At 65.8% G+C, this 26,525-nt stretch carries 23 protein-coding genes and 1 tRNA gene; 13 read left to right on the top strand and 11 right to left on the bottom strand.

Going from position 1 to position 26,525, the window contains the following annotated elements; genetic code table 11:
• Window positions 1-5: 5 nt before the first annotated feature.
• From ABDW49_RS05840 to ABDW49_RS05825, 4 genes are all read right to left on the bottom strand, one after another.
• The gene (locus ABDW49_RS05840) at window positions 6-914 is read right to left on the bottom strand and encodes a hypothetical protein (RefSeq protein WP_343610409.1); all 909 of its coding nucleotides are present in this window, start codon (window positions 912-914) and stop codon (window positions 6-8) included.
• 111 nt (window positions 915-1,025) lie between these two features.
• A complete protein-coding gene (locus ABDW49_RS05835) occupies window positions 1,026-1,772 on the bottom strand; it encodes a TonB family protein (RefSeq protein WP_343610407.1) in 747 nt (248 codons plus the stop codon).
• Window positions 1,773-1,808: 36 nt separating this feature from the next.
• Window positions 1,809-2,105: a hypothetical protein gene (locus tag ABDW49_RS05830; RefSeq protein ID WP_343610406.1), complete on the bottom strand. Its 297-nt coding sequence runs from the start codon at window positions 2,103-2,105 to the stop codon at window positions 1,809-1,811.
• 270 nt (window positions 2,106-2,375) lie between these two features.
• A tRNA-Pro gene (locus ABDW49_RS05825) sits at window positions 2,376-2,452 on the bottom strand.
• A gap of 169 nt (window positions 2,453-2,621) precedes the next feature.
• Between ABDW49_RS05825 and ABDW49_RS05820 the strand changes: the two genes are divergently transcribed.
• Window positions 2,622-4,397: a cation:proton antiporter gene (locus ABDW49_RS05820; RefSeq protein WP_343610404.1), complete on the top strand. Its 1,776-nt coding sequence runs from the start codon at window positions 2,622-2,624 to the stop codon at window positions 4,395-4,397.
• Between the two features lie 114 nt (window positions 4,398-4,511).
• On the opposite strand, the gene ABDW49_RS05815 is transcribed toward ABDW49_RS05820, so the two are convergent.
• The 4 genes from ABDW49_RS05815 to ABDW49_RS05800 all read right to left on the bottom strand — a co-directional run bounded on the left by ABDW49_RS05815 (window position 4,512) and on the right by ABDW49_RS05800 (window position 9,778).
• Window positions 4,512-5,447: an AEC family transporter gene (locus ABDW49_RS05815; protein WP_343610402.1), complete on the bottom strand. Its 936-nt coding sequence runs from the start codon at window positions 5,445-5,447 to the stop codon at window positions 4,512-4,514.
• A 167-nt stretch (window positions 5,448-5,614) separates the two neighbouring features.
• On the bottom strand, window positions 5,615-7,147 hold the full coding sequence (locus ABDW49_RS05810; RefSeq protein ID WP_343610400.1) for a DHA2 family efflux MFS transporter permease subunit: 1,533 nt from the start codon (window positions 7,145-7,147) through the stop codon (window positions 5,615-5,617).
• 13 nt (window positions 7,148-7,160) lie between these two features.
• Complete coding sequence (locus ABDW49_RS05805; RefSeq protein ID WP_343610398.1) at window positions 7,161-8,324, bottom strand: HlyD family efflux transporter periplasmic adaptor subunit; 1,164 nt, start codon at window positions 8,322-8,324, stop codon at window positions 7,161-7,163.
• A gap of 11 nt (window positions 8,325-8,335) precedes the next feature.
• Window positions 8,336-9,778 (bottom strand): efflux transporter outer membrane subunit, encoded by a 1,443-nt coding sequence (locus tag ABDW49_RS05800; protein ID WP_343610396.1) that lies wholly within the window; start codon window positions 9,776-9,778, stop codon window positions 8,336-8,338.
• Between the two features lie 113 nt (window positions 9,779-9,891).
• On the opposite strand from ABDW49_RS05800, the gene ABDW49_RS05795 reads away from it, so the two are divergent.
• From ABDW49_RS05795 to ABDW49_RS05765, 7 genes are all read left to right on the top strand, one after another.
• On the top strand, window positions 9,892-10,485 hold the full coding sequence (locus ABDW49_RS05795) for a TetR/AcrR family transcriptional regulator (RefSeq protein ID WP_343610394.1): 594 nt from the start codon (window positions 9,892-9,894) through the stop codon (window positions 10,483-10,485).
• Window positions 10,486-10,526: 41 nt separating this feature from the next.
• Window positions 10,527-11,030 (top strand): GreA/GreB family elongation factor, encoded by a 504-nt coding sequence (locus tag ABDW49_RS05790; RefSeq protein ID WP_343610392.1) that lies wholly within the window; start codon window positions 10,527-10,529, stop codon window positions 11,028-11,030.
• A gap of 623 nt (window positions 11,031-11,653) precedes the next feature.
• Window positions 11,654-12,967 carry an ammonium transporter gene (locus tag ABDW49_RS05785; protein WP_343610390.1) on the top strand — a complete coding sequence of 438 codons (1,314 nt, stop codon included), beginning with the start codon at window positions 11,654-11,656 and terminating at the stop codon, window positions 12,965-12,967.
• Between the two features lie 43 nt (window positions 12,968-13,010).
• Window positions 13,011-13,868: a hypothetical protein gene (locus ABDW49_RS05780; RefSeq protein WP_343610388.1), complete on the top strand. Its 858-nt coding sequence runs from the start codon at window positions 13,011-13,013 to the stop codon at window positions 13,866-13,868.
• Between the two features lie 93 nt (window positions 13,869-13,961).
• Window positions 13,962-14,450 carry a hypothetical protein gene (locus tag ABDW49_RS05775; protein WP_343610386.1) on the top strand — a complete coding sequence of 163 codons (489 nt, stop codon included), beginning with the start codon at window positions 13,962-13,964 and terminating at the stop codon, window positions 14,448-14,450.
• A gap of 282 nt (window positions 14,451-14,732) precedes the next feature.
• Window positions 14,733-15,995: a 23S rRNA (adenine(2503)-C(2))-methyltransferase RlmN gene (gene rlmN / locus ABDW49_RS05770; protein WP_343610384.1), complete on the top strand. Its 1,263-nt coding sequence runs from the start codon at window positions 14,733-14,735 to the stop codon at window positions 15,993-15,995.
• A gap of 43 nt (window positions 15,996-16,038) precedes the next feature.
• Window positions 16,039-16,707, top strand: a complete 669-nt coding sequence (locus ABDW49_RS05765; RefSeq protein ID WP_343610382.1) for a hypothetical protein — start codon at window positions 16,039-16,041, stop codon at window positions 16,705-16,707.
• Here the strand turns inward: ABDW49_RS05765 and ABDW49_RS05760 are convergent.
• A complete protein-coding gene (locus ABDW49_RS05760; protein ID WP_343610380.1) occupies window positions 16,623-17,462 on the bottom strand; it encodes a PhzF family phenazine biosynthesis protein in 840 nt (279 codons plus the stop codon). The two genes, ABDW49_RS05765 and ABDW49_RS05760, sit on opposite strands and share 85 nt — an antisense overlap.
• 307 nt (window positions 17,463-17,769) lie before the next feature.
• On the opposite strand from ABDW49_RS05760, the gene ABDW49_RS05755 reads away from it, so the two are divergent.
• The 3 genes from ABDW49_RS05755 (at window position 17,770) to ABDW49_RS05745 (ending at window position 20,598) form a co-directional block, all read left to right on the top strand.
• Window positions 17,770-18,507, top strand: a complete 738-nt coding sequence (locus ABDW49_RS05755) for an SDR family oxidoreductase (RefSeq protein ID WP_343610379.1) — start codon at window positions 17,770-17,772, stop codon at window positions 18,505-18,507.
• Window positions 18,504-19,190 (top strand): alpha/beta hydrolase, encoded by a 687-nt coding sequence (locus tag ABDW49_RS05750; protein ID WP_343610378.1) that lies wholly within the window; start codon window positions 18,504-18,506, stop codon window positions 19,188-19,190. Before ABDW49_RS05755 ends, ABDW49_RS05750 begins: the two co-directional genes overlap by 4 nt.
• 199 nt (window positions 19,191-19,389) lie before the next feature.
• Complete coding sequence (locus ABDW49_RS05745; protein WP_343610377.1) at window positions 19,390-20,598, top strand: argininosuccinate synthase; 1,209 nt, start codon at window positions 19,390-19,392, stop codon at window positions 20,596-20,598.
• Between the two features lie 126 nt (window positions 20,599-20,724).
• On the opposite strand, the gene ABDW49_RS05740 is transcribed toward ABDW49_RS05745, so the two are convergent.
• Both ABDW49_RS05740 and uvrA read right to left on the bottom strand, forming a co-directional pair.
• Window positions 20,725-21,408 carry a hypothetical protein gene (locus ABDW49_RS05740; RefSeq protein ID WP_343610375.1) on the bottom strand — a complete coding sequence of 228 codons (684 nt, stop codon included), beginning with the start codon at window positions 21,406-21,408 and terminating at the stop codon, window positions 20,725-20,727.
• On the bottom strand, window positions 21,408-24,365 hold the full coding sequence (gene uvrA / locus ABDW49_RS05735; RefSeq protein WP_343610373.1) for an excinuclease ABC subunit UvrA: 2,958 nt from the start codon (window positions 24,363-24,365) through the stop codon (window positions 21,408-21,410). The genes ABDW49_RS05740 and uvrA overlap by 1 nt, the downstream gene beginning before the upstream one ends.
• A gap of 294 nt (window positions 24,366-24,659) precedes the next feature.
• Between uvrA and ABDW49_RS05730 the strand changes: the two genes are divergently transcribed.
• Together ABDW49_RS05730 and ABDW49_RS05725 are read left to right on the top strand one after the other, a co-directional pair.
• Window positions 24,660-25,850 (top strand): cell wall hydrolase, encoded by a 1,191-nt coding sequence (locus tag ABDW49_RS05730; RefSeq protein ID WP_343610371.1) that lies wholly within the window; start codon window positions 24,660-24,662, stop codon window positions 25,848-25,850.
• A gap of 217 nt (window positions 25,851-26,067) precedes the next feature.
• Window positions 26,068-26,376, top strand: a complete 309-nt coding sequence (locus ABDW49_RS05725) for a hypothetical protein (RefSeq protein WP_343610370.1) — start codon at window positions 26,068-26,070, stop codon at window positions 26,374-26,376.
• The last annotated feature ends 149 nt before the right edge of the window (window positions 26,377-26,525 follow it).

The raw sequence follows: 26,525 nt of genomic DNA, 5'->3' as shown, positions 1-26,525 counted from the left end.
CTCGGTCATGCCATGCGATTGACCATCGTCCCCTTGGCGCCGGACAGCAAGGAGGATGCCGATGCCAGCCCCGGCACGAAGGCGGGCGCCAGAATGGCAGCCGCGGCATAGGGAGCCAGGGTGCCCGAAGGGGGGTAGATCACCTTGCCCTCTTTCGACATGGTCACCAGCGCGTAAATCGTGCGGCCATCCTTCAACTGGGTGACGATGCTGCCGCTCTGCACCGCGTCGAGCTGCCGCTTGGCATCGATCATCCCGGCCAGCGAAGTGGTGCGGACCCCGGCCAGATCGATGGGGCGGCCCTGCGTGTCGGTATAGGTCGCATCGCGGTCCCAGCCGGTCTTGCTCGCCTCATAGGCCACGCTCTGCATCAGGCTGAGAAAATGGACCGTGCCATCAATCTTGGCCTTCGCCTGGGCCGCGCTGGCCTGCTGGCTCGAGGGGTCTTTCGCGGCATCGACGGCGGCATTGGCCTTGAGCAGCGTGCCCAGATCGGTGTTGAAGCCGTTCACCGCATCGACCAGCCCCTGATTGGCATTGAGCTGATCTTCAAGCCATTGCTTGTCGGCGCGGCTCATGGTGCTGGAAACGACCTTGATCCCGCCCTGATCGGAGACGAAATCGAACTGCGCATTGGCCAGATCGGGCCGCGCCGCCATGATCGACTGGAAGGCTTCGGTCACGGTGTCGGCCAGCGCTTGCGTGTCGTGGGTGATCGCGGCCTGGGCCAGTTGCTGGCGATAGAGAATGTTGGTGATGTCCGGGCTTTGCGCCGGGGCCACCTGAAGCGAGGTGGCGGAGGTATCGCCCGGCGCAGAGGCCAAAGTGCTGGCCGTGCCTTGCGTGGCAAACGCCGCCAGCCGGTCGGTAAAGCTGGGCACGGCAAGGAGGGAAACGCTGCTGATCGCGGTCATGGTCGCATCCTTTCCCTGTGAGAACGGCGCGCATGCCGGGCTTTTCTAGCCTATGGAATCTTTATATCACAAGGCCATCGCGCCGGATTTGACGGCACGCGCCCTGCGCCATCATGGCGCATCGCTCAGAATAGCCATCTCCCATTCCTGATCGTAATCGACCTCGCCGCTGACGGCATGGCCCGCCGAATCGCGTGCGGGGCGAAAACGGAAACGCCGCATGACCAGATCGCAGGTGGCGGCATCGAGATCGCGGTTGCGGCTGGAATGAACGATGCGGCAACCACTGACCCGCCCCTGCGCGGTGACCGCGATGGTCACCGAGGTCGTGCCCTGCGCGCCTGCGGCCCGCGCCGCCTCCGGATAGTCGGAAGATTTGATCTTGCCGCCGACCCATTCGGGATCGCTGCCGCCGTCCCCCTCGCCATTCCCGCTGGCGCCCGAGCCCGTGCCATTGCCCTGACCGCCAGCTCCGGTGCCGGGGCCCGGCACGGGCGCCGCGCCGCTATGGCTGTCCGCACCAGCGGCGACCTGCGGCGCCACGGGGATCGGCACCGGCTTGGGCAAGGGCATCCTGACCGCCAGAACCGGCGCCGCCTTGGCCCGCAGATTGGCCGGAGCCGCCCGCCCCGACGGCGTATGATGATGCCGGGGCGGTGGAGGCTTGACCGGCGCGGGCGGCGGCGGGGGCGGTGCCAGCGTGACGGCAGCGATGCTGCTTTGCACCGCCTGGCGCAAAGCGGGCGGCGGCGCCAGACCAAACCACAGCAGCAGCACCAGCCCAACCTCCAGCCCGGCCGCGAGACTGGCGGAGCGGGCACGGGTGTTCCCCTGCGCCTCGATGAAGTGGCCCGGCATCAGCATCTGCTCCGCGACAGAGCCAGCCGCGATGGCTTAGCGGCAGCGGCGATGCGCGGTCATGCTGCGGTCGATGGCCCGGCCACCGAAGGCACCGCCCACAGCGCCCGCCACGATGCCGACCGGGCCACCGATCAGCGCATGGCCGATCAGCGCGCCACCGGCGCCACCGGCAACCAGACCGGCCGTGCCGCTCGAATGACGGCAGACGCGATAGTGCGCGCGCGAACGGTAGTGATGGCGGGCAAAGGCGGGCGAAGCGTCGAGCGCGCCCAGGGTCAGCATGGCAACGAAGGCCGACGCAAAGCCAACTTTTCTGGTGAACGGGCGCATGATCGTCTCCTCTGCGTGTTTATACCGGCTGCGATACTATCAGCTCAACGCAGCAGACACCGCTTTGTTCTCCGCTTGATGTACAGGATGTGAAGGCGGGACTTCGTCCACCGGCACCATGCCCGGCACGCTTCATCCTTTTGAGGATGTTTTGAGGTGCCCTCCCCGCCCTGTCAGGCGTTGAGCAAAGGCTCCGCCACCGCATCGATCGCCTGCGCGCGTGCCAACAGGCTTAGCGCGGGGCGATTGTTCGGGGTTGCTCAGAGGAAATGGTCGGGGAGACAGGATTCGAACCTGCGACATCTTGCTCCCAAAGCAAGCGCGCTACCGGGCTGCGCCACTCCCCGACGCACGGCAGCCCTTAGGTTCGCCGCGCAGGCAGCGCAAGCGTAAAAGCGACATGCCCGTGACACCACACCTCCGTGGGGCCTCTCAACCGCGCCCCTGCGCCGCCAGACATTTGCCCGTCACACAATTACGGTTACACCGGGGAGACGAAAGGATTATCCCCAAATCATGATTCATCATTCGCTGCTTCACGACGGTTTTCTGCTGCTTGGTTTCGCCATGGTCTTTGTGCTGGTGTTCCGCCGGCTCGGTCTGGGTGCCACGCTGGGCTATCTGGTCGCGGGCGCGGTGATCGGACCTCAGGCTCTCAATCTGGTGGGTGAGGCCGAGCAGAAGATGGGTCTGGCCGAGTTGGGCATCACTTTGCTGCTGTTCCTTGTCGGGCTGGAGCTGAACCCCGCGCGCCTGTGGCGGATGAAGCGCGACATTCTGGGCCTCGGCCTGCTTCAGGTGACGCTGTGCGGGCTGGCACTGGCCGGGATGATCGCGCTGGGCACCGGCTTTTCGCCCACCGCCGCGCTGGCGCTGGGCCTGCCGCTGGCGCTGTCCTCGACCGCGCAGGTGCTGCCGATGCTTCAGGCCTCGGGCCGGATGCGCACGCCTTTTGGTGAGCGGACCTTCGCCATCCTGCTGTTTCAGGATCTCTCGATCATCCCGCTGATCACCATCATCGCCACGCTCAGCCGCAATCCGGCCGATGCCAATGGCCCTCCGGGCTGGCAGTTGGCGCTGTTTACGCTGCTGGCGGTGGCGGGCCTCATTCTGGCGGGGCGCTATCTGATCCGTCCGCTGTTCCGCCTGATCGGCAATCTGGGCGAGCGCGAGATGTTCATCGTCGCCGCCCTCTTCACCGTGATGGCCAGCGCCGCCGTGATGGAGGTGCTGGGGCTGTCCACCGCGCTGGGCGCCTTCGTCGCGGGCGTGATGCTGGCCGATTCCCCCTATCGCCATGAGCTGGAGGCCGATGTCGAGCCTTTCCGCTCGATCCTGCTCGGCCTGTTCTTCCTGACGGTGGGCATGCTGCTCAACCTGCATGCCATTGCCGAGCGGCCGCTGTTCGTCATCGCCATGGCGCTCTCGCTGGTGCTGGTGAAGACCCTGGTGATCTTCCTGATCGGTCTGGCCTTCCGGATGACATGGCGCGGCGCGCTGGCGCTGGGCCTGCTGCTGAGCCAGGGCGGCGAATTCGGTTTCGTGCTGTTCGCACAGGCGCAGAATGCCTATCTGATCGCCCCGGATGCGGCCAGCCTGTTCGGCGCGATCGTTACCGTCTCCATGGCCACCACGCCCTTCCTGATGGCGCTGACCAAGCCCCTGCGCAAGGAACCGCCCAAGCCTCAGGGCGAGCGCGAGGGGCCGCAGGATGCCGATCAGGCCGCCGCGATCATCGTGGGCTATGGCCGTTTCGGCCAGACGGTGGCGCAGATGCTGATCGCCAGCGAGATCACCGTCACGCTGGTCGACCGCGATATCGAAATGATCGACATCGCCGAAAGCTTTGGCGCCAAGGTCTATTTCGGCGACGGTACGCGGATCGACCTGCTGCGTCAGGCCGGGGCCGAGGAGGCCCAGCTCATCCTCTTCTGTCTCGATGGCGACCAGATCTCGCCCGATATGGTCGAGGCGGTGCATCAGGCCTTCCCTCAGGCGGGGATCTATGTGCGCGCCTATGACCGCCGCTCGCTGATCCGCCTTAAGAAGTCGCCGGTTAGCCGCGTGGTGCGCGAGCTGATGGAATCGGCGATCAAGATGGCCCGCCTCGCGCTGGCGGACAGCGGCGTGAGCATCGATGCCATCAACCGCGCCGAGGACATGTACCGCACCCGCGACCGCGAGCGGCTGAAGATCCAGATCGAAACGGGCGATATCCGCGCCTCGCGGGAAAAGATCATCACCGGGCCGATCAACGACACGCCCTCGGTGCCGATCGAGACCGAGAGCTGAGAGGCTGTTTGGAAATTCGGCGAAGCCGAATTTGCGGTGCCAGCTCGCTCCCCCGCCCGGCCCCCCACAGGATACGACCGATGGGTGACCGGGCGGGGGAGCGAGCTCTGAAGCTTAGCGGATCAGGCTGAGGTAGAGCGTCACCGTCACCAGCGACAGCACGGTGGAGACCAGCACGGCGCGCGCGGTGATGCCTGCCTCGCGCCGGTAGAATTCCGCGACCATAAAGGGCCCGGTACCGGTGGGCAGAGCGGCCAGCAAGGTGGCCATCTCCACCAGAGCCGGCGCCAGATGGAAAACATAGGTGGCCAGCGCCCAGGTGACGGCAGGCTGCGCCAGCAACTTCAGCGCCACCAGCAGGCCGGTCGCACCCTGCCCTGCCGCGTCGCCCTCACGCTTCTCGGCCAGAAACAGCCCCAGCGCCACCAGCGCGCAGGGCGAGGCCGACGCCGCCAGCAGCTTGAGAAAGGCATCGACCGGCCCCGGTATCGCCAGCCCGAAGGCCATCGGCACCCCACCCAGCACCGGCGCGACCAGCAGCGGATTGCGCGCCAGCGAGCTGGCCACCTTGCGCGCCATATGCAGCGGATGCGCCTCGGCCTGCAGCCCGATCTCGATCAGGATCAGCGCCGCGGCGAAGAGCACACAAACCGTCAGGATCGCCGAGATCAGCGTGGGCGCCAGCGCCGTTGGGCCAAACACCGCCAGCAACAGGGGAAAGCCGATAAAGCCGGTGTTGGCATAGGCCGCGTTCAGCGCGTCGATCGCGGCATCGGCCAGCGGGCGCTGCCTGCGCCAGCGCAAGGCAAGGGTCAGGGCGAAGACCACCCCCATCCCCAGCCCGCAAACCGCCACGAAGCCGGGTTGCCAGATCTCGCTCCAATGCGCCTTGGCCACGATGTCGAACAGCAAGGCGGGCAGTGCCAGCCAGACCACGAAGCGGTTCAGCTCTCCGGTGGCATGCGGCCCCAGCACGCCCGTGCGCCTTGCGCCCCATCCGGCAAGGATCAGGGCAAAGATGGGCATGACAATGCCCACAACCGACAGCATGGCACTCTCCTCTGGCGAGCGGATCGCTTAAACGGGGCGCTTCCCGCTTGCCAGTGGTTCCATGGCCCTACTTTGGTCGATAGGCATCGATGGTGCGGCACCGGTCCGGACGGGGGGTGAACCGGTGCCGCTCTGGTCACTGCGTGGGGTCACAGCGACCAGAAAAATTAGTGCCCGCCGCTCATATCGATCGGCCCCTTCGGCTTGGGCGCCATCCAGATCAGGCAGGCGGAGAAGACGAACCCTGCCGCCACCACCGCGAAGATGTTGAGCGTGGCCAGCATCACACTCTGCCCACTCACAAGCTGGGTCAGCAGGCCGGTGGCTGTCTCATGCGAGACGCCGCCGCTGGTCATGCTGTCGATCACAGCGTTGCCATGAGTCATCGCCCCGGCCAGTTCGGTCTGGTTGCGGCGGGTGGCATCCTCCCAGCCGGTCTGCACCAGCGAGGTGGCGAAAGCCCCCGCTAGCGTGCGCAGGAAGTTCGACAGGCCCGCCGCATTGGCCTCCTCGCCGGGCGAGACGCTCGACATGGCAAGGCCAATGGTGGGCAGGAAGAACATCACCATGAAGGGCCCGGTCAGCAGCGTGGGCCACGCCATCTGCCCGAAGGTCACCTCGGAGTTGAAGGACATGCGCCACATGGAGATCGCCCCCAGCCCCAGCAGGCCGATAAAGACGATGGCGCGCGGGTCGAACTTTTCCGAAGCCATGCCGACAGGCGGCGCCGACAGGATCGCCAGCAGGCCCATGATGCCCGTCGCCATGCCCGCCCATGTCGCGGTGTAACCCATGTTCTGCTGCAGCCAGAGCGGCAGGATCACGATGTTGGCGAAGAAGGCGGCAAAGCCCACCGAATAGGTGATCGTCGCCGCGGTGAAGCCGGGATGGCGGAACACGCGCAGATCGACAATGGGCTCCTTCTCGGTCAGCTCCCAGATCAGGAAGGCGAGGAAACCGATCACCGCGATGATGCCCAGCCAGCGGATCATGGGGTCGGCGAACCAGTCGCGGTTGCGGCCCTCGTCCAGCATGATCTGCAGTGAGCCGACCCACAGCACCAGCAGGCCAAGGCCCACGCCGTCGAGCCGGGCCGGTTCGGTGGGATCGGGCTGGCCGCGCAGCAGAAGCATCAGCAGCGTGCCGCCCGCAAAGGCCACCGGCACCGAGATGAAGAAGATCCACGACCACCCGGCATTGTCGCACAGATAACCGCCCAGCACCGGGCCCACGACCGGCCCGATCAGCGTGGTCATCGCCCACATGATCGTGCCCAGCATCTGCTTGTCGGGCGGCAGGATGCGCAGCAGCATGGTCTGCGCCAGCGGCATGATCGGCCCGCCGCACAGGCCCAGCAGCACGCGGCAGCCGATCAGCATCCCCAGCGAGGAGGACAGGCCGCACAGCGCCGAGAGCACCGCAAAGCCGAAATAGCAGGAGAGAAACACCCGCGAGACGCCGAATTTGCGCGACAGCCAGCCGGTCAGCGGCACGGTGATCGCCTCGGCCACGGCGTAGGAGGTGATGACCCATGTGCCCTCGGTCGAGGACACGCCCAGCGATCCGGCGATGGTCGGCACCGAGACATTGGCGATGGTGGTGTCGAGCACCACCAGAAAATTGCCCATGCCGATGGCCAGCGCCGCCAGCAGCAGCGGCGTGCCATGCAGCGGGGGTTTGGGGGGATGTAGCGTCGCCATGGCTTCGCGCCCTTTAGTTGGAAACGTCGATATCGGCGATCATCGACAGGCCGACGCGCAGCGGATGCTCGACCAGCTCCTTGGGGTCGAGCGCGATGCGCACCGGCAGGCGCTGCACCACCTTGATCCAGTTGCCCGTGGCATTCTGCGCGGGCACCACCGCAAAGGCCGAACCCGTTCCGCCCGAGAAGCCCACCACCGTGCCGTGATAGGTGACCTTGCCGCCATAAAGATCCGCCGTGAGATGCACATTCTGACCGGGGTGCACCCTGGTGAGCTGCACCTCCTTGAAGTTGGCATCGACATAGGCCGCGCTGACCGGCACCACGCGCATCAGCACCTGCCCGGCCTTCACCCGCTCACCCACCTGCGCCTGACGGCCCGATATCACCCCATCGACCGGCGCGCGGATCACCATGCGCGCCAGATTGACGCGGGCCTGATCGCGGTTGGCGCGTGCGGCGACGACCTCGGGGTTGGTTTCGACGGTGGTGTGCTCGATCAGCACCTTGTTGGCGCTCTGCGTGCCGATGGCGGCCTGACGGCTGGCCCCGGCCTGAGCGATCGCCGCCTGCGCCGCGCGCAGATTGGCGCCAGCCGAGGCAAAGGCGTTGCGCGCCGAACTCAGCTCCTCGCCCGAGACCGAGCCCGAGGCGGCCAAAGCTTCGCGGCGTTTCAAATCGATGGCAGCCCGGTCCAGATCGGCTTTGGCCGAGACAAGCTGCGCCTGCGCCCGCGCCTCATCGGCGGCGCGCGCGGCGACCTGAGCGCCCAGCCCCAGATCGGTGGCCGACAGGCCCTTCACCCGGCGTTCGGTCAGCGCCAGTTGCGCCTCGGCGCCTTCCAGCGCGATGCGCGCGTCGGTGTCGTCGAGCTTCACCAGAATATCGCCCTGCTTCACCGTCTGCGAATCCGACACCAGCACCTGAGTCACCGTGGCATCGAGCAAAGGCGTCACCTGCGCCACATCGGCGCCGACATAGGCATTGTCGGTCTCGGCATGGCGCGAGGCGACCAGCACGTCATAGGCCTTGTAGCCCCCGCCGAGCACCAGCACGCCCAGCGCGAGGCCCGCGAACAGCCGCTTGCGGTTGCCACCCTTCTCCGGCGCCTGCTCCTGCGGCAGATCCGCGACGGCGATATCCTTGTCCTCATGGCTGAGGGCTTGCGTGGTCATGGGCTTGTCCTTCACGAATGATAGCCGCCGCCCAGTGCGCGCGTCAGCGCGACATCCAGGGCGAAGGCACGGGTCTGGAGAGCGGCGACCGAACGCCGGGCGGAAATCAGCGCATCCTCGGCGGTCAGCACATCGAGGTTGGTGGCCAGACCGCCGCGATAACGGTTGCCCGCCACCTGCCATGCCGCCTGAGCGGCCTTTTCGGCATCCTGTGCATGGGTCAGGCGGGTGGAGAGGGCGCGCTGGCTGGTGGCGGCATCGGCCACCTCGCGCAGGGCCTGGGTGATGGCGCCGTCATATTGCGCGACGGCGACATCGTAATCGGCGCGGTTCTGGCGATATTGCCCCTGAAGCCGCCCGCCCTGAAACAGCGGCAGGCTGATCGCCGGGCCGACCGAACCATACTCGGCGCCCGACTTGAACAGATTGCCCACGCCCAGCACCTGTTGCCCGATCAGCCCCATCAGATTGACATTGGGATAGAAGGCGGCGCGCGCCTGCTTCACCCGCGAAGCGGCGGCCTGAGCGCGGTCGCGCGCGGCGATGATGTCTGGGCGGCGCGCGATCAGTTGGGCGGGGATGTTGTCGGGCAGGTTCGCATCGGCGTGACCAAAGGCGGTGGGGCGCGCCAGATCGCGGGTGCGGTCGGGCCCGGCGCCCATCAGAGCGGCAAGGCGATGGCGTCCCAGATCGATCTCTTCATCCAGCGTGGCCAGTTCGCCCTCGGATGTGGCCAGCCCCGAACGCGCGCGTTCCACCGCGCCGCTGTTCTCCAGACCCTGATCGCGGCGCTGGCCGGTCAGCGCCAGAGTCTGGCGGCGGATATCGACGGCGCTGGCGGCCGCATCGCGCTCCGCATGCAGGGCAGCGAGGTCGGCATAGGCCGAAGCGATCCCCGCAGACACCGACAGGCGCGCGGCGGCTGCCTCGGCCCCGGCAGCGGCGGCGTCCTGCTTGGCGGCGTTCAGCCCGGCGCGGTTCTTGCCCCAGAAGTCCAGCTCCCAGTTCAGATTGACCCCGCCCTGCGCGTAATCTGGCCAGCCCTTGGGCGCGAAGCTTTCGGGGAAGAGGTAACGATAGCTCTGCTTGGTCACCCCGCCCTGCGCATCGAGCGAGAGTTGCGGCAGCAGATTGGCCCGCGCCTGCTTGATCACCGCATCGGCGGCATCCTGCCGCGCCACGGCAACGCGCAGATCGGTGGCGCCCTGCAAGCCCTCGGCGATCAGCGCATCGAGTTGCTTGTCGCCATAGGCCTGCCACCAGCCGTCCGAGGGCCATTCGCCCTGAGCGGCGGGCGCGAGGGTCTGGGCAGCGGGAAAGCGCTCCGCCGAGGCGAGCGGCTGAAGATGGCTGGAGGTCGGCGGCAGGGCGCAGGCGCCGGTCAGCAGGGCCAGCGCCAGAGCACCCCCGATTCGCCTGATCCGGGGACCGCCCCGAAACGCTGCATAACTCACGATGCACTCCCCTCATGACCGAATGGCATAACCGTACTGTACGGTTCAGCTATCGATTCGTTCTTGCATCGTCAATGCAAAACTGTACAGGTGAGTTCAGGAAAGGAAGTCGCATGCGCACCAAGAGCGACGAACGTCGCCAGGCCATCCTCGATGTCGCCACCCAGATCTTCAAGGATATCGGCTATGAGCGGGCCAGCATGGCCGCCATCGCCGCGCGCGTGGGCGGGTCAAAAGCCACGCTTTACAGCTACTTCCCCTCGAAAGAGGAACTCTATGCCACCGCCATGACCGACGCCGTCTGCGAACATGGCGAGGCCGTCTGCGAGATGCTCGACACGCAGAACCCCGATGTCGCCGCCGTGCTGAAGTGCTTCGGCGTGGCCTATATCGGCCTGCTCGTGCACAGCGACGTGCTGGCGCTGGTGCGCGCCGGGGTTGCGGCGGGCGCTCAGGGCAAGCTTGGCGCCGCGCTCTATGCGATGGGCCCGCGCCGGGGCTATGAGGAAATGACCGCCTATTTCGCCGGTCTCTCCCCCGATTGCGGGCTGCACCTGCCCGATCCGGCCCAGGCCGCGCGCCACTTCAAGGGCCTGCTCGAATCCGGGCTGGTCGAACCCAGCCTTTATGGCGCGCCCATGGAGGCTGACGTGGAAACCGCCGTCCACGCCGCCGTCGATGTCTTCATGCGCGCCTACGCCGCCTGAGCCCCCTTGCGGCGGCACCACCTCTGCCGCAAAAGCCTGCCATGAAACCGACCCGCCCCCTGCACGAAGGCCCGCCGATTACCCCCGCCGGCTTTGCCGTGCTGCGCGCCCGCTATGACCACCTCCTCGGCACCGAGCGGCCCCAGATCGTCGAGGTCGTCAGCTGGGCCGCGGGCAATGGCGACCGCTCCGAAAACGGCGACTACCTCTATGGCCGCAAGCGCATGCGCGAGATCGACCGCGAACTGGCCCACCTCGCCCGCCGCATGAAGGCCCTGCGCGTCGTCGACCCCGCCGGGCAGCAGGACCAGTCGCGCTGCTGGTTCGGCGCCACCGTGACCATCGCGGATGAGGACGACAACCATCGCACCGTCACACTGGTCGGCGATGACGAGCAGGATGCGGGCAAAGGCATGATCGGCTGGTCCGCCCCCATGACGCGGGCCTTGCGCGGGGCGGCTGTGGGGGATCTGCGCCGGGTTGTGTTGCCGGGGGGCGACAAGGAGTGGGAAGTGATCTCGATCGAGTATCCCGTTAAGGGGTGAAGAAGAGAAGATGCGAGGGTGTTACACCCTCGCGCTCCCATGACGTCTTCCGACGAAACGGCAGTGGCGCCGAAATGATGCGCCTCGGCTCTCCATCTGCGCCACCTAAGGCGCCGCAGGCTTTAAAGCCAAGAGCACTGCGTTGAGAATCATGGCCTGCGGCGCAGCAAACTTTGCGCAAGGCTGAACCCGATGCGCAACGCAGACATTAAAGGGAGCGCGAGGGCGATGGCCCTCGCATTCCACCCTTCTAATCCCTTGAAAACAAAGCGGGGCCCAAGGAGCTTCCCTTCTCCTTGCGCCCCGCTCGCTTGAGACTTGGCGCGGACAGGCTTGACTGCCCGCGCCTCTCGCTGAACCGTTATCGCTTGAGATACGGTGGACATCATTTGTCTACGCCGGTTCTGCCGCCTTGGATGCCCTTTTGAGACGAACTGCGTAACTTTGGCGCCACAGCGTATCTTTTGAGCAACAGGGCGCAAATCCCACAAGGGCACAAAATTCAGAATATGGTGCTTTCCGTCACAAATTGGCCATTGCACGATCTTTTCCAACGTCACAAAGGCGCTCCAGGATGAAAAACGTCTCGCCCGCTGGGGCGGCGCGAATCTGGAGGGATTTCGATGCAACTTCGCGCGGTCTGCCGGCCGGGTCTTGTGGTGCCCTTGGCCGGGGCTCTGGCGCTGTCGTCGCCTGCTCAGGCCGCAGCCACAACGGGGCCCAGCGGGTCGGATACGGTTTGGATCATGACCGCATCGGCCTTGGTGCTGCTGATGTGCCTGCCGGGGCTCAGCCTGTTTTACGGCGGCCTGGTCCGGGGCAAGAATTTTCTCTCGGTGCTGGTGCAGGTGGGCGCGATTGCGGCGGCGGCCTCGCTGCTGTGGGTGCTGGTCGGCTATTCGCTGACGTTCAACGGCGACATCGGCGGCTGGATCGGCGGGCTTGGCCAGTTCGGTCTCGCGCATCTGGCACCGGTGCGCAGTGACACCAACCTGCCCGAGAACAGCTTTGCCCTGTTCCAGCTCTGCTTTGCCGCGATTACCCCGGCGCTGATGGCGGGCGCCTGGGTGGACCGCGCGCGCTTCGGCTGGGTCGTGGGCTTTTGCGCGCTGTGGGGGCTGGTGGTCTATGTGCCTGTCGCCCACTGGATCTGGGGCGGCGGCTGGATGGCCAGCCGCTTTGGCACGCTGGATTTCGCGGGCGGCATCGTGGTGCACACCACGGCGGGCGTTTCGGCGCTGGTCGCGGCATGGCTGCTGGGGCCGCGCATGGGCTGGCCGCGCACGCTGATGCTGCCGCATAGCCCCTCGCTGACGATGATCGGCGCGGGCCTGCTGTGGGTCGGCTGGTTCGGCTTCAACGGCGGATCGACCTTCACCGGCAATGGCGCCGCCGCCAGCGCGATCCTCGCCACGCATACCGCCGCCGCCACCGCCGCGCTGACATGGCTGGCGCTGGAGCGCGTCGTCGTCGGCAAGCCCACCAGCATCGGTTTCGCCACCGGCGCGGTCGCGGGTCTCGCCACGGTGACCCCGGCGGCGGGCTTTATCGCGCCGGGTGCCGCGGTGGTGTTCGGGGCACTGTCGGTCGCGATCTGCTTTCCGATGATCCATCTGGTGAAGAACCGCTGGCGCATCGACGATTCGCTCGACGTCTTTGCCGTGCATGGCGTGGGCGGCATGACCGGATCGATCCTGCTGGCGGTGTTTATCGCCCCCTCGCTGGGCGGCGCGGGCTATGCGCCCGGCATGGATTTTGGTCGCCAGCTTGAGGGTCAGGTGCTGGGCGTGGTCGTCACCGCCTTGTGGTCGGCGCTGGCCAGCGTGGCGCTGGGCTGGGCCGTGAGCAAGGTGCTGCCGATGCGCGCCAGCGAGGATGAAGAGCGCGAAGGCCTCGACATCACCGCCCATGGCGAGCGCGCCTGGGAGATGGATTGAAATAATACACTAAAACGCCATGAAGCTGCTAAAGGGGCGGTCGATGCGACTGCCCCTTTTTCTTGCGCCGATTCTGGCATGTTTCGCCGCTCCCCTGTTGGCGGCCACCCCCGCCAAGGATGTGGTGCGCGAGGAAAAGCAGGTCGTCATCCACGGCGTGAAGGAAACATGGCGCCTGATCTGGCGCGGCAAGCCGCAAGAGGGCGCCTGCAGCCCCAAGGACCTCGACACCGCCATCGCCTGCCCCTGCAACAGCTTCGCCTATGCGCAGGAAGGCATCTTGATCCTCGAACGCCACCGCCCGCACGCCAAGCCCGAGCGCCTGCCGCTGGCTCCCTTCTTCGCCCAAACCGATATGGCACCGGGCGAGGACGGCACTGCCCTGCTGCAACGCTGGCCCTTCGACGTGTCCGATATCGGCGCGCAAGGCACCGATGATGACGCCCTGCGCGCCCGCATCCACGCCCGCCCCGCCGCCACCGCGATGCGCTTTGTCGATTACAACCACGATGGGCTGGCGAGCGAGTTCCTGCTGCCCATGGGCAACGCTGGTTGCGGCCATCGCTATGCCATCGTGGTGGGCGTGACGCGTGACAATCCCCACCTCCATGCCTTCACCAGCGTCGACCATCCCCACCGCCCGCTGCTGCTGCAATTCCACGAGTGGCAGGCGCTGGCCGCCTCCGCCCACCCCGCCCCCATCATCGACTGGCAGTGCAACGACCATGGCACCGACCGCCGCTCGATGCTGACCATCGCCGCCGACCATGGCCGCATCCACGGCACGATGGATGACTATGCCTGCAAGGCGCCCGCCGCCGCGCATGGAGCCAAGCCTCCGTTGAAGGGCAAGCTGCCGGCCAAGCCGCATCCCCGCCATCTGTCGCGCAAGCGCATCTGAGGCATCCTGCGAAAAAGTGGGCACCGGTTTTTCGCCAAAAGGATGCGACAACACGATCTAGCCCCGCCCCCTCGCTTCTGCCATGAGGACGCGATGAAGCGCCTGCTCCTGCTGCTCCCTGTTCTGGCCATGGCCACCCCCGCGCTCGCCCGTGACAGTCTGGGCATGTTCGGCGCCTGGGGCGCCTTCCGCGACGCCGCCGTCCCCCGCTGCTACGCCATCGCCATGGCCGAGCCCGGACGCGGCACCCGCGCCTTCACGCCCTACGCCGACGTCGGATCATGGCCCAAACGCGGCATGCGCGGGCAGTTCCATATGCGCCTCTCACGCCACCTCGAGCCTGGCCGGCCCGTGGTCCTGTCGATCAACGGGCAGAAATGGCGCCTCGCCTCGGGCGGGGGCGACGCATGGGCACCCTCCCCGCGCGAGGACGCCGCCATCACCGCCGCGATGCGCTCGGCCAGCGGGATGGTGGTGAGCGCGCATGGGGCCGATGGCCGCGTGTTCAGCGATTCCTATGTGCTGGATGGGGCGGCGACGGCGATGGATGCGGCCTTGTTGGGGTGTGCGGGGGATCGGTAAGAAGGAAAGGAAGATGCGAGGGGGTTACCCCCTCGCGCTCCCATGACGTCTTCCGACGAAATCACAGTGGCGCCGAAATGATGCGCCTCGGCTCTCCACCTGCACCAGCTAAAGCGCCGCAGGCTTTTAAGTTCCTGCCTGCGGCGCGGCAAGCTGGGCGCAAGGCCGAACCCGACGCGCGACGTAGACATTAACGGGAGCGCGAGGGTGTAACACCCTCGCATCTTACCCTTCTCCTCCCCACCTATCTTTTCACCCGAAAAAGGCGTAAGGGCCCGCGCCATGGCAGACATCGACCCCCAGCTTCCCACTTCCATGCCGATCGCCGGTCACTTCGACCCGGTGGTGACGCCGCGTGCCGTCACGGCGCGCGCCGATGGCAAGATCGACCTGCTCGGCCTGCCGCGCACCGAGATCACGCGCCTGTTCACCGAGGCCGGCCTGGATGCGAAGGCGGCGAAGCTGCGCGGCAAGCAGGTGTTCCACTGGATCTACCATCGCGGCATCAGCGACTTTGACTCGATGACCGACATTGCCAAGGCCATGCGCCCCTGGCTGGACGCGCGCTTTGTGGTGGGCCGCCCGGAGATCGTGGTCTCGCAGCACAGTGAGGACGGCACCCGCAAGTGGCTGCTGCGCACGGCGGACGATCATGAGTTCGAGATGGTGTTCATTCCCGACGCCGATCGCGGCACGCTGTGCGTGTCCTCGCAGGTGGGCTGCACGCTGAACTGCCGTTTCTGCCATACGGGCACGATGCGTCTGGTGCGCAATCTGACGCCGGGCGAGATCGTGGGTCAGGTCATGCTGGCGCGCGACGCGCTGGGCGAGTGGCCCAAGGGCGCGATGGACGGGCTCGACGATGAAGAGGCCGAGGGCGATTACTCGGCGGACGGTCGCCTGCTGACCAACATCGTGATGATGGGCATGGGCGAGCCGCTGTATAATTACGACAATGTGCGCGATGCGCTGAAAATCGTCATGGATGGCGATGGCCTCGCCCTGTCGAAGCGCCGCATCACGCTCTCCACCAGCGGCGTGGTGCCGATGATGGAGAAGTGCGGCGAGGAAATCGGCGTCAATCTGGCCGTCTCGCTGCATGCCGTCACCAAGGAAGTGCGCGACGAGATCGTGCCGATCAACCGCAAGTACGGCATCGAGCAACTGCTGCAGGCCTGCGCGGATTACCCCAGCGCGTCCAACGCCCGCCGCATCACCTTCGAATATGTGATGCTGAAGGACAAGAACGACAGCGACGATGACGCGCGCGAGCTGGTGCGCCTGATCAAGCAGTACAAGCTGCCCGCCAAGGTCAATCTGATCCCCTTCAACCCCTGGCCCGGCGCGATCTACGAATGCTCGACGCCCGAGCGGATTCGCCGTTTCTCGGAAATCGTGTTCGATGCGGGGATCAGCGCCCCGGTGCGCACGCCGCGCGGGCGCGACATCGATGCCGCCTGCGGCCAGTTGAAGACCGCGGCGCAGAAGATGAGCCGCGCCGATCAGGACCGTCTGGCCGAGGAAAAGCAGGTCGCGCTGGGCTGATCGCACTTGCCCGATGCGGGTGTGAGGCTAGTCTCATACCCGCATGGACACGATCGCCTATGACCACTGGTTCACGCCCGCCGATCTGATCGCGCTGACCGATCGCGTCGGCGCGCAACTGGCCGAGACCTGCGACATCCGCTCCCAGATCGGCAAGCCTTATCGCGAGGCGTGGATTGCCGCGCGTTTCGCCGCCACGCGCGGCGCTCAGGCGGTGCGGCTGATCAGCGAGAAGCGCTGGCAAACGCCCGATTTCGCGATCCATCTCGATAACCGCTATCTGCTGTTCGAAAGCACCGAGGCCGACGACCCGACCCGCCAGCGCAACCAGGATTATCTGGACGCCTGCCACCTCTTCCTCTCGCAGGCCGACTATGCGGTGCTGGGCCCCGGCCCCGTCGCGCCCGATCTCTACGCGGAGGAGATTGCCCGGCTGGTGGCGAAGAAATGCGCCAAGCATTATGCGCGCTGTGACGGGCTGGTGCTGATCTCTCACGCAGGCTGGGTCGCGGGGCTCACCCCGCCGCCGCGCGCTTGGTGGGAAGCGGCCTGCGCCGAGGCGCAGGGCCACTTCCCCGAAGTTTGGGTCTTCCACGACCGCGCCTTTCAGCGCCTTTTCGCGGCGGCTCAGACGCCCGTCAGCGTGCCCCCCAGCGACACCGCCGCCACCTTGCCGCCAACCCAGACGTCATCGCCCTCGCGGCTGACATAGGCGCGGCCATCGGCGCCCACGCAGCGCCCCTGCGCCGCGACATAGGCCTCTTTCGCCAAACCGGTTTCGAACAGATACTGCCCCAGGCTGGCATTCAGGCTGCCCGTCACCGGGTCCTCGAGGATGGCGCCGGTCGCCCCGGCGAAGAAGGTACGCACCTCCCAGTCGATGCCCGGTTCCTGCGACGGCCCGACAATCGCCAGATCGGTTGGCACCGGCCCGCGCGCGGGAGCAGGCACCGCGAGCACCGCCTCGGCGCTGGCCAGCCGCAGCAACTGCCAGCCGGGGCCATTGTCGGCCCAGACGGCATCGAGCACCGCCTCACGCGGAAGATCGAGCAATTTCAGCGCCTCGGCCAGTTCCTCTTCACCCAGGGGGCCCGAGCGGATCAGCGGCGGGGCGCGGAAGGCCAGCGTGTCATCCGTGATCCGCACCTCGACCAGGCCCACGCCGCATTGCTGCATCACCACGCCCTCGCGCTGGGGCTTCCCGCCAGCGTTGAGCCAGGCCCAAGCCGTGCCCAGCGTGGGGTGGCCAGCAAAGGGCAGCTCCCCGCGCGGGCAGAAAATGCGGACGTGATAGTCGGCGCCGGGCTCGGTCGGGGGCAGCAGGAAGGTCGTTTCCGAAAAGCCCAGCCAGCGGGTGAGCCTCTCCATCTGCTGTGCGCTCAGGGCATCGCCGTGGTGCACCACCGCCAAGGGGTTGCCGGTCAGCGGGTTGTCGCTGGCGAAGACATCTACGAGGTCGAGTTTCATTGCAGTTCCCTTTCAGGAGATGAGCTTAAAGGGAAAATAGAAAGATGCGAGGGGGTTACCCCCTCGCGCTCCCATGACGTCTTCCGACGCATGGGCAGTGGCGCCGAAACGGAGCGCCTTAGCTCTCCACCTGCGCCACCTAAAGCGCCGCAGGCTTTCAAGTTCTTGCCTGCGGCGCGGCAAACTGGGCGCAATGCCGAACCCTAAGCACGACGTAGACATTAACGGGAGCGCGAGGGTGTAACACCCTCGCATTTCTCTTTTTTCCTTCTTGCCCCCTTCCTCCCCTGCCCTTACCCCAACCGGAATGACCAACCCAACCGTCCTCATCACCGGCGGCGCCAAGCGCATCGGAGCGCAGATGGCGCGGGCTTTCGCGAAGGCGGGCTGGCATGTCATCATCCACTACGGCCACTCGCGCGAGGATGCCGAAAAGCTGGCCGCAACGCTGCCCAGCGCCGAGACCGCGCAATGCGATCTGGCCGATGGCGATGCGGCGGTGGCCATGGTGCAGCGCCTGTCGGATACGCATGAGAGCCTGCGCCTGCTCATCAATTCGGCGGCGGTCTTCCGCTATGACGGGGCCGATGCCATCGATCCGGCGATCTTTGCCGAGGCGATGCAGGTGAACGCCCAAACGCCCGCGCGCATGGCTCAGGCATTTCTGAAAGGCACGGCGGGGCGGGCGGTCATCAACATGCTGGACATGAAGCTGGCCAATCCCAATCCGGATTTCTTCAGCTACACCATGGCCAAGCATGCGCTGTCCTCCACGGTGCGGATGTTGGCGATGGCTTATCCCTCGCAACGCATTTATGGTTTGGCGCCCGGCGCGATGATGCCGAGCTGGGACCAGCAGCCGGATGAGCATCTCACCAGCGGGCGGATGAACTTGCTGCAGCGCCTGACCGATCCGGTCGAGCTGGCCGATGCCGCGCTGTTTCTGGCCGATGGCGTGCTGGCGAGCGGCGAGACGCTGTTTATCGATTCGGGCCAGTTCCTGCTTTCCCAGCCGCGCGACGTGCTTTACCTCGCCAGAGCATGAGTCCGCTTTTCATCCTGCCCGGTCTGCTGTGCAATCTGTCGATGTTCTCGGCCACGCTGGAGGCGTTTCCGGGCGCCACCGGAATCGACGATTTCTACGGGCGCGAAACCTCGCTGAACGCCATGGCGGAGTATGCTCTGGCCCGCGCGCCGGAGCGGTTCGTGCTGCTGGGCCATTCGATGGGCGCGCGTATCGCTCTGGAGATCATGCGCCGCGCGCCGCAGCGCGTCGAGGCATTGGTGCTTGCCGATACCGGCATCCACCCGATCCGGCCCAAGGAGCGCGAGAAGCGCTATGCATTGCGCGATATCGGGCGCGAACAGGGCTTTGCCGCGCTGGTCGATGCGTGGTTGCCGCCGATGCTGACGCCTGCCGCCCTGCAGGATGCCTCTTTGGTGGCCGATCTACGCGCCATGTGCATCAGCGCAGGCCAGACCCGTTTCGAGGAGCAGATCGAAGCCCTGCTGGCCCGCCCCGAGGTCGAGGATTTGCTCCCCTCGATCACCTGCCCCACCCTCTCAATCGTCGGCGAGCTGGATCGCTGGAGTCCAGTGGTTCAGCATGAGCAGATCGCGGCGCTGATCCCGGGCGCGGGATTGTCGGTGATCGCTGGCGCGGGCCATATGCTGCCCGCCGAGGACCCGGCGGCCTTTATCGCCGCCATCCGCCACTGGCTGGCCTGATCCCACCGGTGAGTTCCGGGCACAAGGCTGCGGCCCAGCACGAATCTCTCGCCGGAAGACGTTATGGGAGCGCGAGGGTGTAACACCCTCGCATCTACCTTTTCCTTCTTCCTCCCCGCCCCCTTCCTCCTTGCCCCTGCCCCCCCCGCCTGCTAGTCGCCCGCGCTGATCCTATCCCTCCCAGCGGAGCGCCTGCCTCATGTCTGACATCAAGCGCGTCGTTCTCGCCTATTCCGGCGGCCTGGATACCTCGGTAATTCTGAAGTGGCTGCAAGATACCTATAACTGCGAAGTGGTGACCTTCACCGCCGACCTCGGCCAGGGCGAGGAGGTCGAACCGGCTCGCGCCAAGGCCCGCGCGATGGGCGTCAAGGAAATCTACATCGACGACCTGCGCGAAGAATTCGTCCGCGACTTCGTCTACCCGATGTTCCGCGCCAACACCGTCTACGAAGGCGAGTACCTGCTGGGCACTTCCATCGCTCGTCCGCTGATCGCCAAGCGCCTGATCGAGATCGCCAACGAGACCGGCGCCGACGCCATCTCCCACGGCGCCACCGGCAAGGGCAACGACCAGGTCCGCTTCGAGCTGGGCGCCTACGCGCTGAAGCCCGGCGTCAAGGTGATCGCGCCCTGGCGCGAGTGGGACCTGCTGTCCCGCGAGAAGCTGATGGACTATGCCGAGAAGCACGGCATCCCGATCGAGCGCCACGGCAAGAAGAAGTCGCCGTACTCGATGGACGCCAACCTGCTGCACATCTCCTACGAAGGCGGCGTGCTGGAAGATACCTGGACCGAGCACGAAGAAGACATGTGGAAGTGGACCGCTTCCCCGGAAAACGCGCCGGACACCCCGACCTACATCGAGCTGACCTACCGCAAGGGCGACATCGTCGCCATCGACGGCAAGGACATGACCCCGGCCGAGGTGCTCACCGAGCTGAACCGCGTCGGCGGGATCAAGCACGGCATCGGCCGCCTCGACATCGTCGAGAACCGCTACGTCGGCATGAAGTCCCGCGGCTGCTACGAGACCCCCGGCGGCACCATCATGCTCAAGGCCCACCGCGCCATCGAGTCGATCACCCTGGACCGCGAAGTGGCCCACCTGAAAGACGAGCTGATGCCCAAGTACGCCAGCCTGATCTACACCGGCTACTGGTGGAGCCCGGAGCGCCTGATGCTGCAGCAGATGATCGACGCCTCGCAGGTCAACGTGAACGGCGTAGTGCGCCTGAAGCTGTACAAGGGCAACGTCGTGGTGGTGGGCCGCAAGTCCGACGACTCGCTGTTCGACGCCAACATCGCGACCTTCGAGGAAGACGGCGGCGCCTACAACCAGGCCGATGCCGCGGGCTTCATCAAGCTCAACGCGCTGCGTTTGAAGCTGCTGGCGAACCAGAAGTAAGGTTTGAAGGGATCAAGTGCGAGGGGGTTACCCCCTCGCGCTCCCATAACGTCTTCCGGCGAGAGGTTTGCTCTGGGCCGAAGCCGATTGCCCCGCCCTCACCGGCGGGGTTTTTGGTTTCGACGCCTAGTAGATGTCCTTAAAGCTCCAGCCAGTCAATTTGAGCATCGCGAGACCGGCTTCCCGCACTGGGCCCTTCTCTGGACTTTGTCGTCTGACAAGATGATAGCCAATCGTATCGGCACCTTCAAACAACCACTCCGCGCCGTCCAGGCCCGCGTCGCATATGGCGGTGGGCTGACTCCACAAGCCGACCCGGGCAAACAGGCGGTTCATCCCTTCGGCTTCCGCAGGGCTCAGATCGCGGTCCATACGCTGCTTGATCTTGCCCGGCCCATAGCCACCTTTGCCCGATAGCATGCGCGCGGTCAGATGCATCCTGCCAGAGGCCGCCCATTCCAACCGCACCGTCACGGGCTCGTCAAAGCTACGCAGCCATGTAAGGCGCACAGCCGAACCTCTGCTTTTTGCTATGTCCTGCGCGTATTTGGCCAGCGAAGGCTCCCGCGCTGCCGCCAGAAACTCAGAGGTGATGCCCTCGCGCCATTCGTCCATGACCGTCATTGGAGGAACGTCCGCGCGAAACCTTGGACAGTTCAGGACCTGATGCCTCAGGCTTTCCGGGAAATACCGTTGCCCGTCGGGCGAAAGAGGCATCGGCGGCAATGCTGCCTTAGGCTCCGCCGCAGCAACATGGTTTGCGCTCGACCACACCATCGCCGCCACGACGACCCAAACCCTGCTGCGCATCACGCTTCCCCCGGTTTTCTGCCCGGCGAGGCCATACCCGCGCCGCCGGGCGGCTGGTTTACCCCCCGCTTCAACAGCGGCTTGAGATAATGCCCGGTGAAGCTGGCCTTGTTCTTCGCCACCTGCTCGGGCGTGCCTTCTGCCACAATCGTGCCGCCGCGCACGCCACCTTCCGGGCCCATATCGATCAGCCAGTCGGCGGTCTTGATGACGTCGAGATTGTGCTCGATCACCACCACGCTGTTGCCCTGATCGACCAACCGGTGCAGCACCTCCAGCAGCTTGCGCACATCCTCGAAATGCAGGCCGGTGGTGGGTTCATCCAGCACATAGAGCGTCTTGCCCGTGGACCTGCGCGCCAGCTCCTTGGCCAGCTTGACGCGCTGCGCCTCGCCGCCTGACAGCGTCGTCGCCTGCTGGCCCACCTTCACATAGCCCAGCCCGACTTCGTTGAGCATATGCATACGCTCACGGATCGGCGGCACATTGGCGAAGAAGCTTTCGGCGTCCTCGATAGTCATATCCAGCACATCGGCGATGGAATGGCCCTTGAACTTCACCTCCAGCGTCTCGCGGTTGTAGCGCTTGCCGTTGCACTCCTCGCAGGTGACGTAAACGTCGGGCAGGAAGTGCATCTCGATCTTGATCAACCCGTCGCCCTGACAAGCCTCACACCGCCCGCCCTTGACGTTGAAGCTGAAGCGCCCGGCCTTATAGCCCCGCGCCTGAGCCTCAGGCAGACCCGCAAACCAGTCACGGATCAGCGTGAAGGCGCCGGTGTAGGTCGCCGGATTGGACCGCGGCGTGCGCCCGATCGGCGACTGATCAATCTCGATCACCTTGTCGCAGTTTTCCAGGCCCACGATCTTGTCATGCGCCCCAGCGATCACCCGCGCACCATTGAGCGTGCGCGAAGCCCCCGCCTGCAGCGTATCCAGCGTCAGCGTCGACTTGCCCGAACCCGACACGCCGGTCACACAGCAGAAGGTCCCCAGCGGGAACTTCGCCGTCACGCCCTTCAGATTGTTGGCCCGCGCATTCTCGACCGTGATGCTCTTGCCATTGCCCTTGCGGCGCTCGGCAGGCACCTCGATCTTGCGCGCGCCGGTCAGATATTGCCCGGTCAGGCTGTTTGGGTTCGCCAGAATATCGGCCAACGTACCCTCGGCGACCACCTCGCCGCCATGCACGCCCGCGCCCGGCCCCAGATCGACGACATGATCGGCGGCGCGAATCGCATCCTCATCATGCTCGACCACGATCACCGTATTGCCCAGATCGCGCAGCCGCTTGAGCGTCGCCAGCAGCATATCATTGTCGCGCTGATGCAGGCCGATGCTCGGCTCATCCAGCACGTAAAGCACGCCCGACAGCCCGCTGCCGATCTGGCTGGCCAGACGGATCCGCTGCGATTCACCGCCCGACAGAGTGCCACTGGTACGGTCCAGATTGAGGTAATCCAGCCCCACATTGTTCAGAAAACCAAGCCTTTCGTTGATTTCCTTCAGAATGGCCTTGGCGATCTGCTTCTGCTGATCGGTCAGCTTCTCCTCCAGCGTGGAGAACCACGCCAGCGCGTCCTGCACACTCAAGCGCACGCCATCGGCGATGTCGCTGCCCGCCACCTTCACGGCCAGAGCTTCAGGCTTCAGGCGCTTGCCCTCGCAGACCTCGCAAGGCTGGGCGGTCTGATATTTGCTCAGTTCCTCGCGCATAAAGGCGCTTTCGGTCTGAAGCATGCGGCGGTTGAGGTTGCCGATCACGCCCTCGAAGGGCTTGGTCACGGTGTAGAGCTTCTTGCCGTCCATAAAGGTCAGCGGCACCGGCGTCTTGCCCGTGCCATAGAGGATCACGATCTTCGCCTCGGCGGGCAGATCATGCCACTGGGTTTCCAGCGCAAAACCGTAATGCTTGGCCAGCGAGGCCAGCACCTGCATATAATAAGGTGATGGCGGGTTCGACTTGGCCCAGGGCACCACCGCCCCCGCCTTGATCGACAGCCCCTCATTGGGCACCACCAGTTGCGGATCGAACAGCAGCTTCTCGCCCAGACCGTCGCAAGCCGGGCAGGCACCCTGAGGCGCGTTGAACGAAAACAGACGCGGCTCGATCGATTCAATCGTGAAGCCACTGACAGGGCAGGCAAACTTCTCGCTGAACACGATGCGGTTCAGCGGCACGCCCGCGCCCTTCAAATTCTTCGACTTGGCCTCGCCCTCACGCCCCGGCACCACGCCATCGGCCAGATCGATATAGGCCAGCCCGTCGGCCAGCTTCAAAGCCTGCTCGAAACTGTCGGCCAGACGGCTCTGGATGCCATCCTTCACCGCCACGCGGTCGACCACCACCTCGATGTCATGCTTGTACTTCTTGTCGAGCGCGGGCGCGTCCTCAATCGCATACATCTCGCCATCGATGCGCAGACGGGTGTAGCCCGCCTTCTGCCACTCGGCGATTTCCTTGCGATATTCGCCCTTGCGGCCGCGCACGGCCGGGGCCAGCAGATAGGCGCGCGTGCCCTCGGGCAAGGCCATCACTCGGTCCACCATCTGGCTGACCGTCTGCGCCGCAATCGGCAGACCCGTGGCGGGCGAATAGGGCACCCCCACCCGCGCCCACAGCAGACGCATGTAATCGTAAATCTCGGTCACCGTCGCCACGGTGGAGCGCGGATTGCGGCTGGTGGTCTTCTGCTCGATGGAGATCGCGGGCGACAGCCCGTCGATATGCTCGACATCGGGCTTCTGCATCATTTCCAGAAACTGGCGCGCATAGGCCGACAGGCTCTCGACATAGCGCCGCTGCCCCTCGGCATAGATCGTGTCAAACGCCAGCGACGATTTCCCCGAGCCCGAAAGCCCGGTGATGACGATCAGACTGTCTCGCGGCAGCGTGATGTCCACGCCCTTGAGATTGTGCTCACGCGCGCCGCGCACGGTAATATGGGAGAGACTCATGAAGGCCCGTGTTCCAGATTTGTTCGATTGTGGCAAGTGCGAAGCGCTTACCCGAAAGGGCAAAGGGCACTGGGCCACGCGCGTCCCGCATAATGTGGTAACGAGATCCTGTGACGACAAGCCCATCTTAACCATGCAAGTCGGGCCAGCGTTAAGCGATTAACAGTTAAGGCCCCTGTCCGTGCCGCTTTGGAACGGTGGCAAATCGACAGATGCGACGGATGGTTGAACCGTCTAGCGACAGGCTGTCCAATTTCTGCAAAGGTCCTGCGGATGCAACCGCGCCAGAATGCCATGGCTGACATCCCGACCCGCTCGCTGGCAGATCTGCCGCGCGCGGCGGATTTCCATGCCCGCTTCTCGCGCCGCAAGCCGCTGACCATCGCCCGCGCCCGCCGCCAGCATATGCATCACGCCGTGGGACTGCGCGCCGCCGCTTTGTCGATCGCCGCCGTGGTGGTGGCCGCAAGCTGGCAGGTGCAGGCCCAGCAGCACAGCAACACCTTCGCCGCCCTGACCGGCGATGACAGCGCCCAGCAGATCACCCCCATGCCCTTCGAGCGCCCCGGCGAAAGCTTCCCCGGCTCGGCCTGGTATTATCTGGCCGCGTGGGACCAACTGCCCGGCGACGGCGCGCAGACGCTGACGCCCGATGCCCACAATGAAGGTGAGCCCCCGGCCACCCTCACCGGCCCCGCCGGTTCGGCCCGCGCGCTGATCGCGGCGGCGGCAGGGCAGGATCACGACCGCGCCCTGCAATGCCTGACCAGCGCCATCTATTACGAAGCCGCCAGCGAGCCCGATGACGGCCAGCGCGCTGTGGCTCAGGTGGTGCTCAACCGCGTAGCGCATCCCAGCTTTCCCAAGACGGTCTGCGGCGTGGTCTTCCAGGGCTCGGAGAAGAGCACCGGCTGCCAGTTCACCTTCACCTGCGATGGCGCCCTTGCCCGCCTGCCCAACCGCTATTTCTGGGACCGCGCCCAGGCCGTGGCGCGCGCGGCGCTGGCCGGTTACGTCTTCCAGCCCGTGGGTCTCGCGACACATTACCATACCTTTGCCGTCCACCCTTATTGGGATGCGGCGATGAACTTTATCGGCCAGATCGGCGCGCATCGCTTCTATCGCCTGCCCGGACCTGCCGGCGAAGGCACCGCCTTCCGCTTCGCCTATGCCGGTGGCGAGCCGATGGCCGCCCCTCACGCCCGCAATGGCCAGAGCGCCGATATGCTGGCCACCGCCGATCCGCTGGCGGTGGAGCGCGCCTATGACGCCAGCCTGAAACAGGCCGGCGGCAGCCCGGCGCAGGTGCAGCTCGCGGCAGCCAGCACGCCTGCCGAACCGGCCCCGGCCTACACCGATGACGTCATCCGCCGCGGCGGCGATAAAAACTATCGCGCCTCGGGCCTGCCGGGCGGTGCTCCCGGCAGCGGGGGCGTGCGCGATGACTATCGCAACAGCGGCCAGTGGATCGCCTCTCCGCAGTAACTGGCCGCAATAAGGCCTCGCCTCACCCCGGCCCGCGCGCAGTTTACACGGCGCAACATTTCGATAACCACGCCGCAACACAAAGGTTTAGGTCCTTGGGGGCTAGAGCTGTTCGCGTCGCCAGAGCGTTTTCAGGCCGGGTGGAAACATCCGGCGCCCCATGAAAACGCTGAAAAACAAAAACGCACGAACAGTCAAAACAAGGAAGCATCTCCCCATGTCGATCCGTTTCGCAGCTGCTGGAAGTGGGGAATACAAGGCCGTCAGACGCGTGCTGACCACCCCTGCCCTGACAGCCGCCGCCAATGACGTCGAAGCACCGATCCTTGAGGACGCCCTGCTGGTCAGCACCCTGCGCCATTTCGCCATCCATGGCCTCAACGCCGCAGGCGAAGCGCTGCGCCTGACCCTGCTCGCCCAGCAGCGCGGCGACCATGAGCAATCGCATCACTGGCGCGCCATCTGCCGCCAGCTCGACCGCCGGATGGCCGACGGGATCGGTTCGCCCCGCCGCCGCCGGCGCTAAGAGCCCGTTTGGAACATGCGCTTTCGCGCATGTTCAACGCGGCACCAGCCCTCTCCCCCTCCCGGCCACCCATCGGTAGTATCCTGTGGGTGGCCGGGAGGGGGAGAGGGCTGGTGCCGCAAATCCGGCTTACGCCGGATTTCCAAACA

The sequence above is a fragment of the Novosphingobium sp. genome, assembly GCF_039595395.1.
Lineage (GTDB): Bacteria > Pseudomonadota > Alphaproteobacteria > Sphingomonadales > Sphingomonadaceae > Novosphingobium.
Note: the sequence above shows the minus strand (reverse complement) of the source record. Positions and strands in the feature narration are given on the sequence as shown.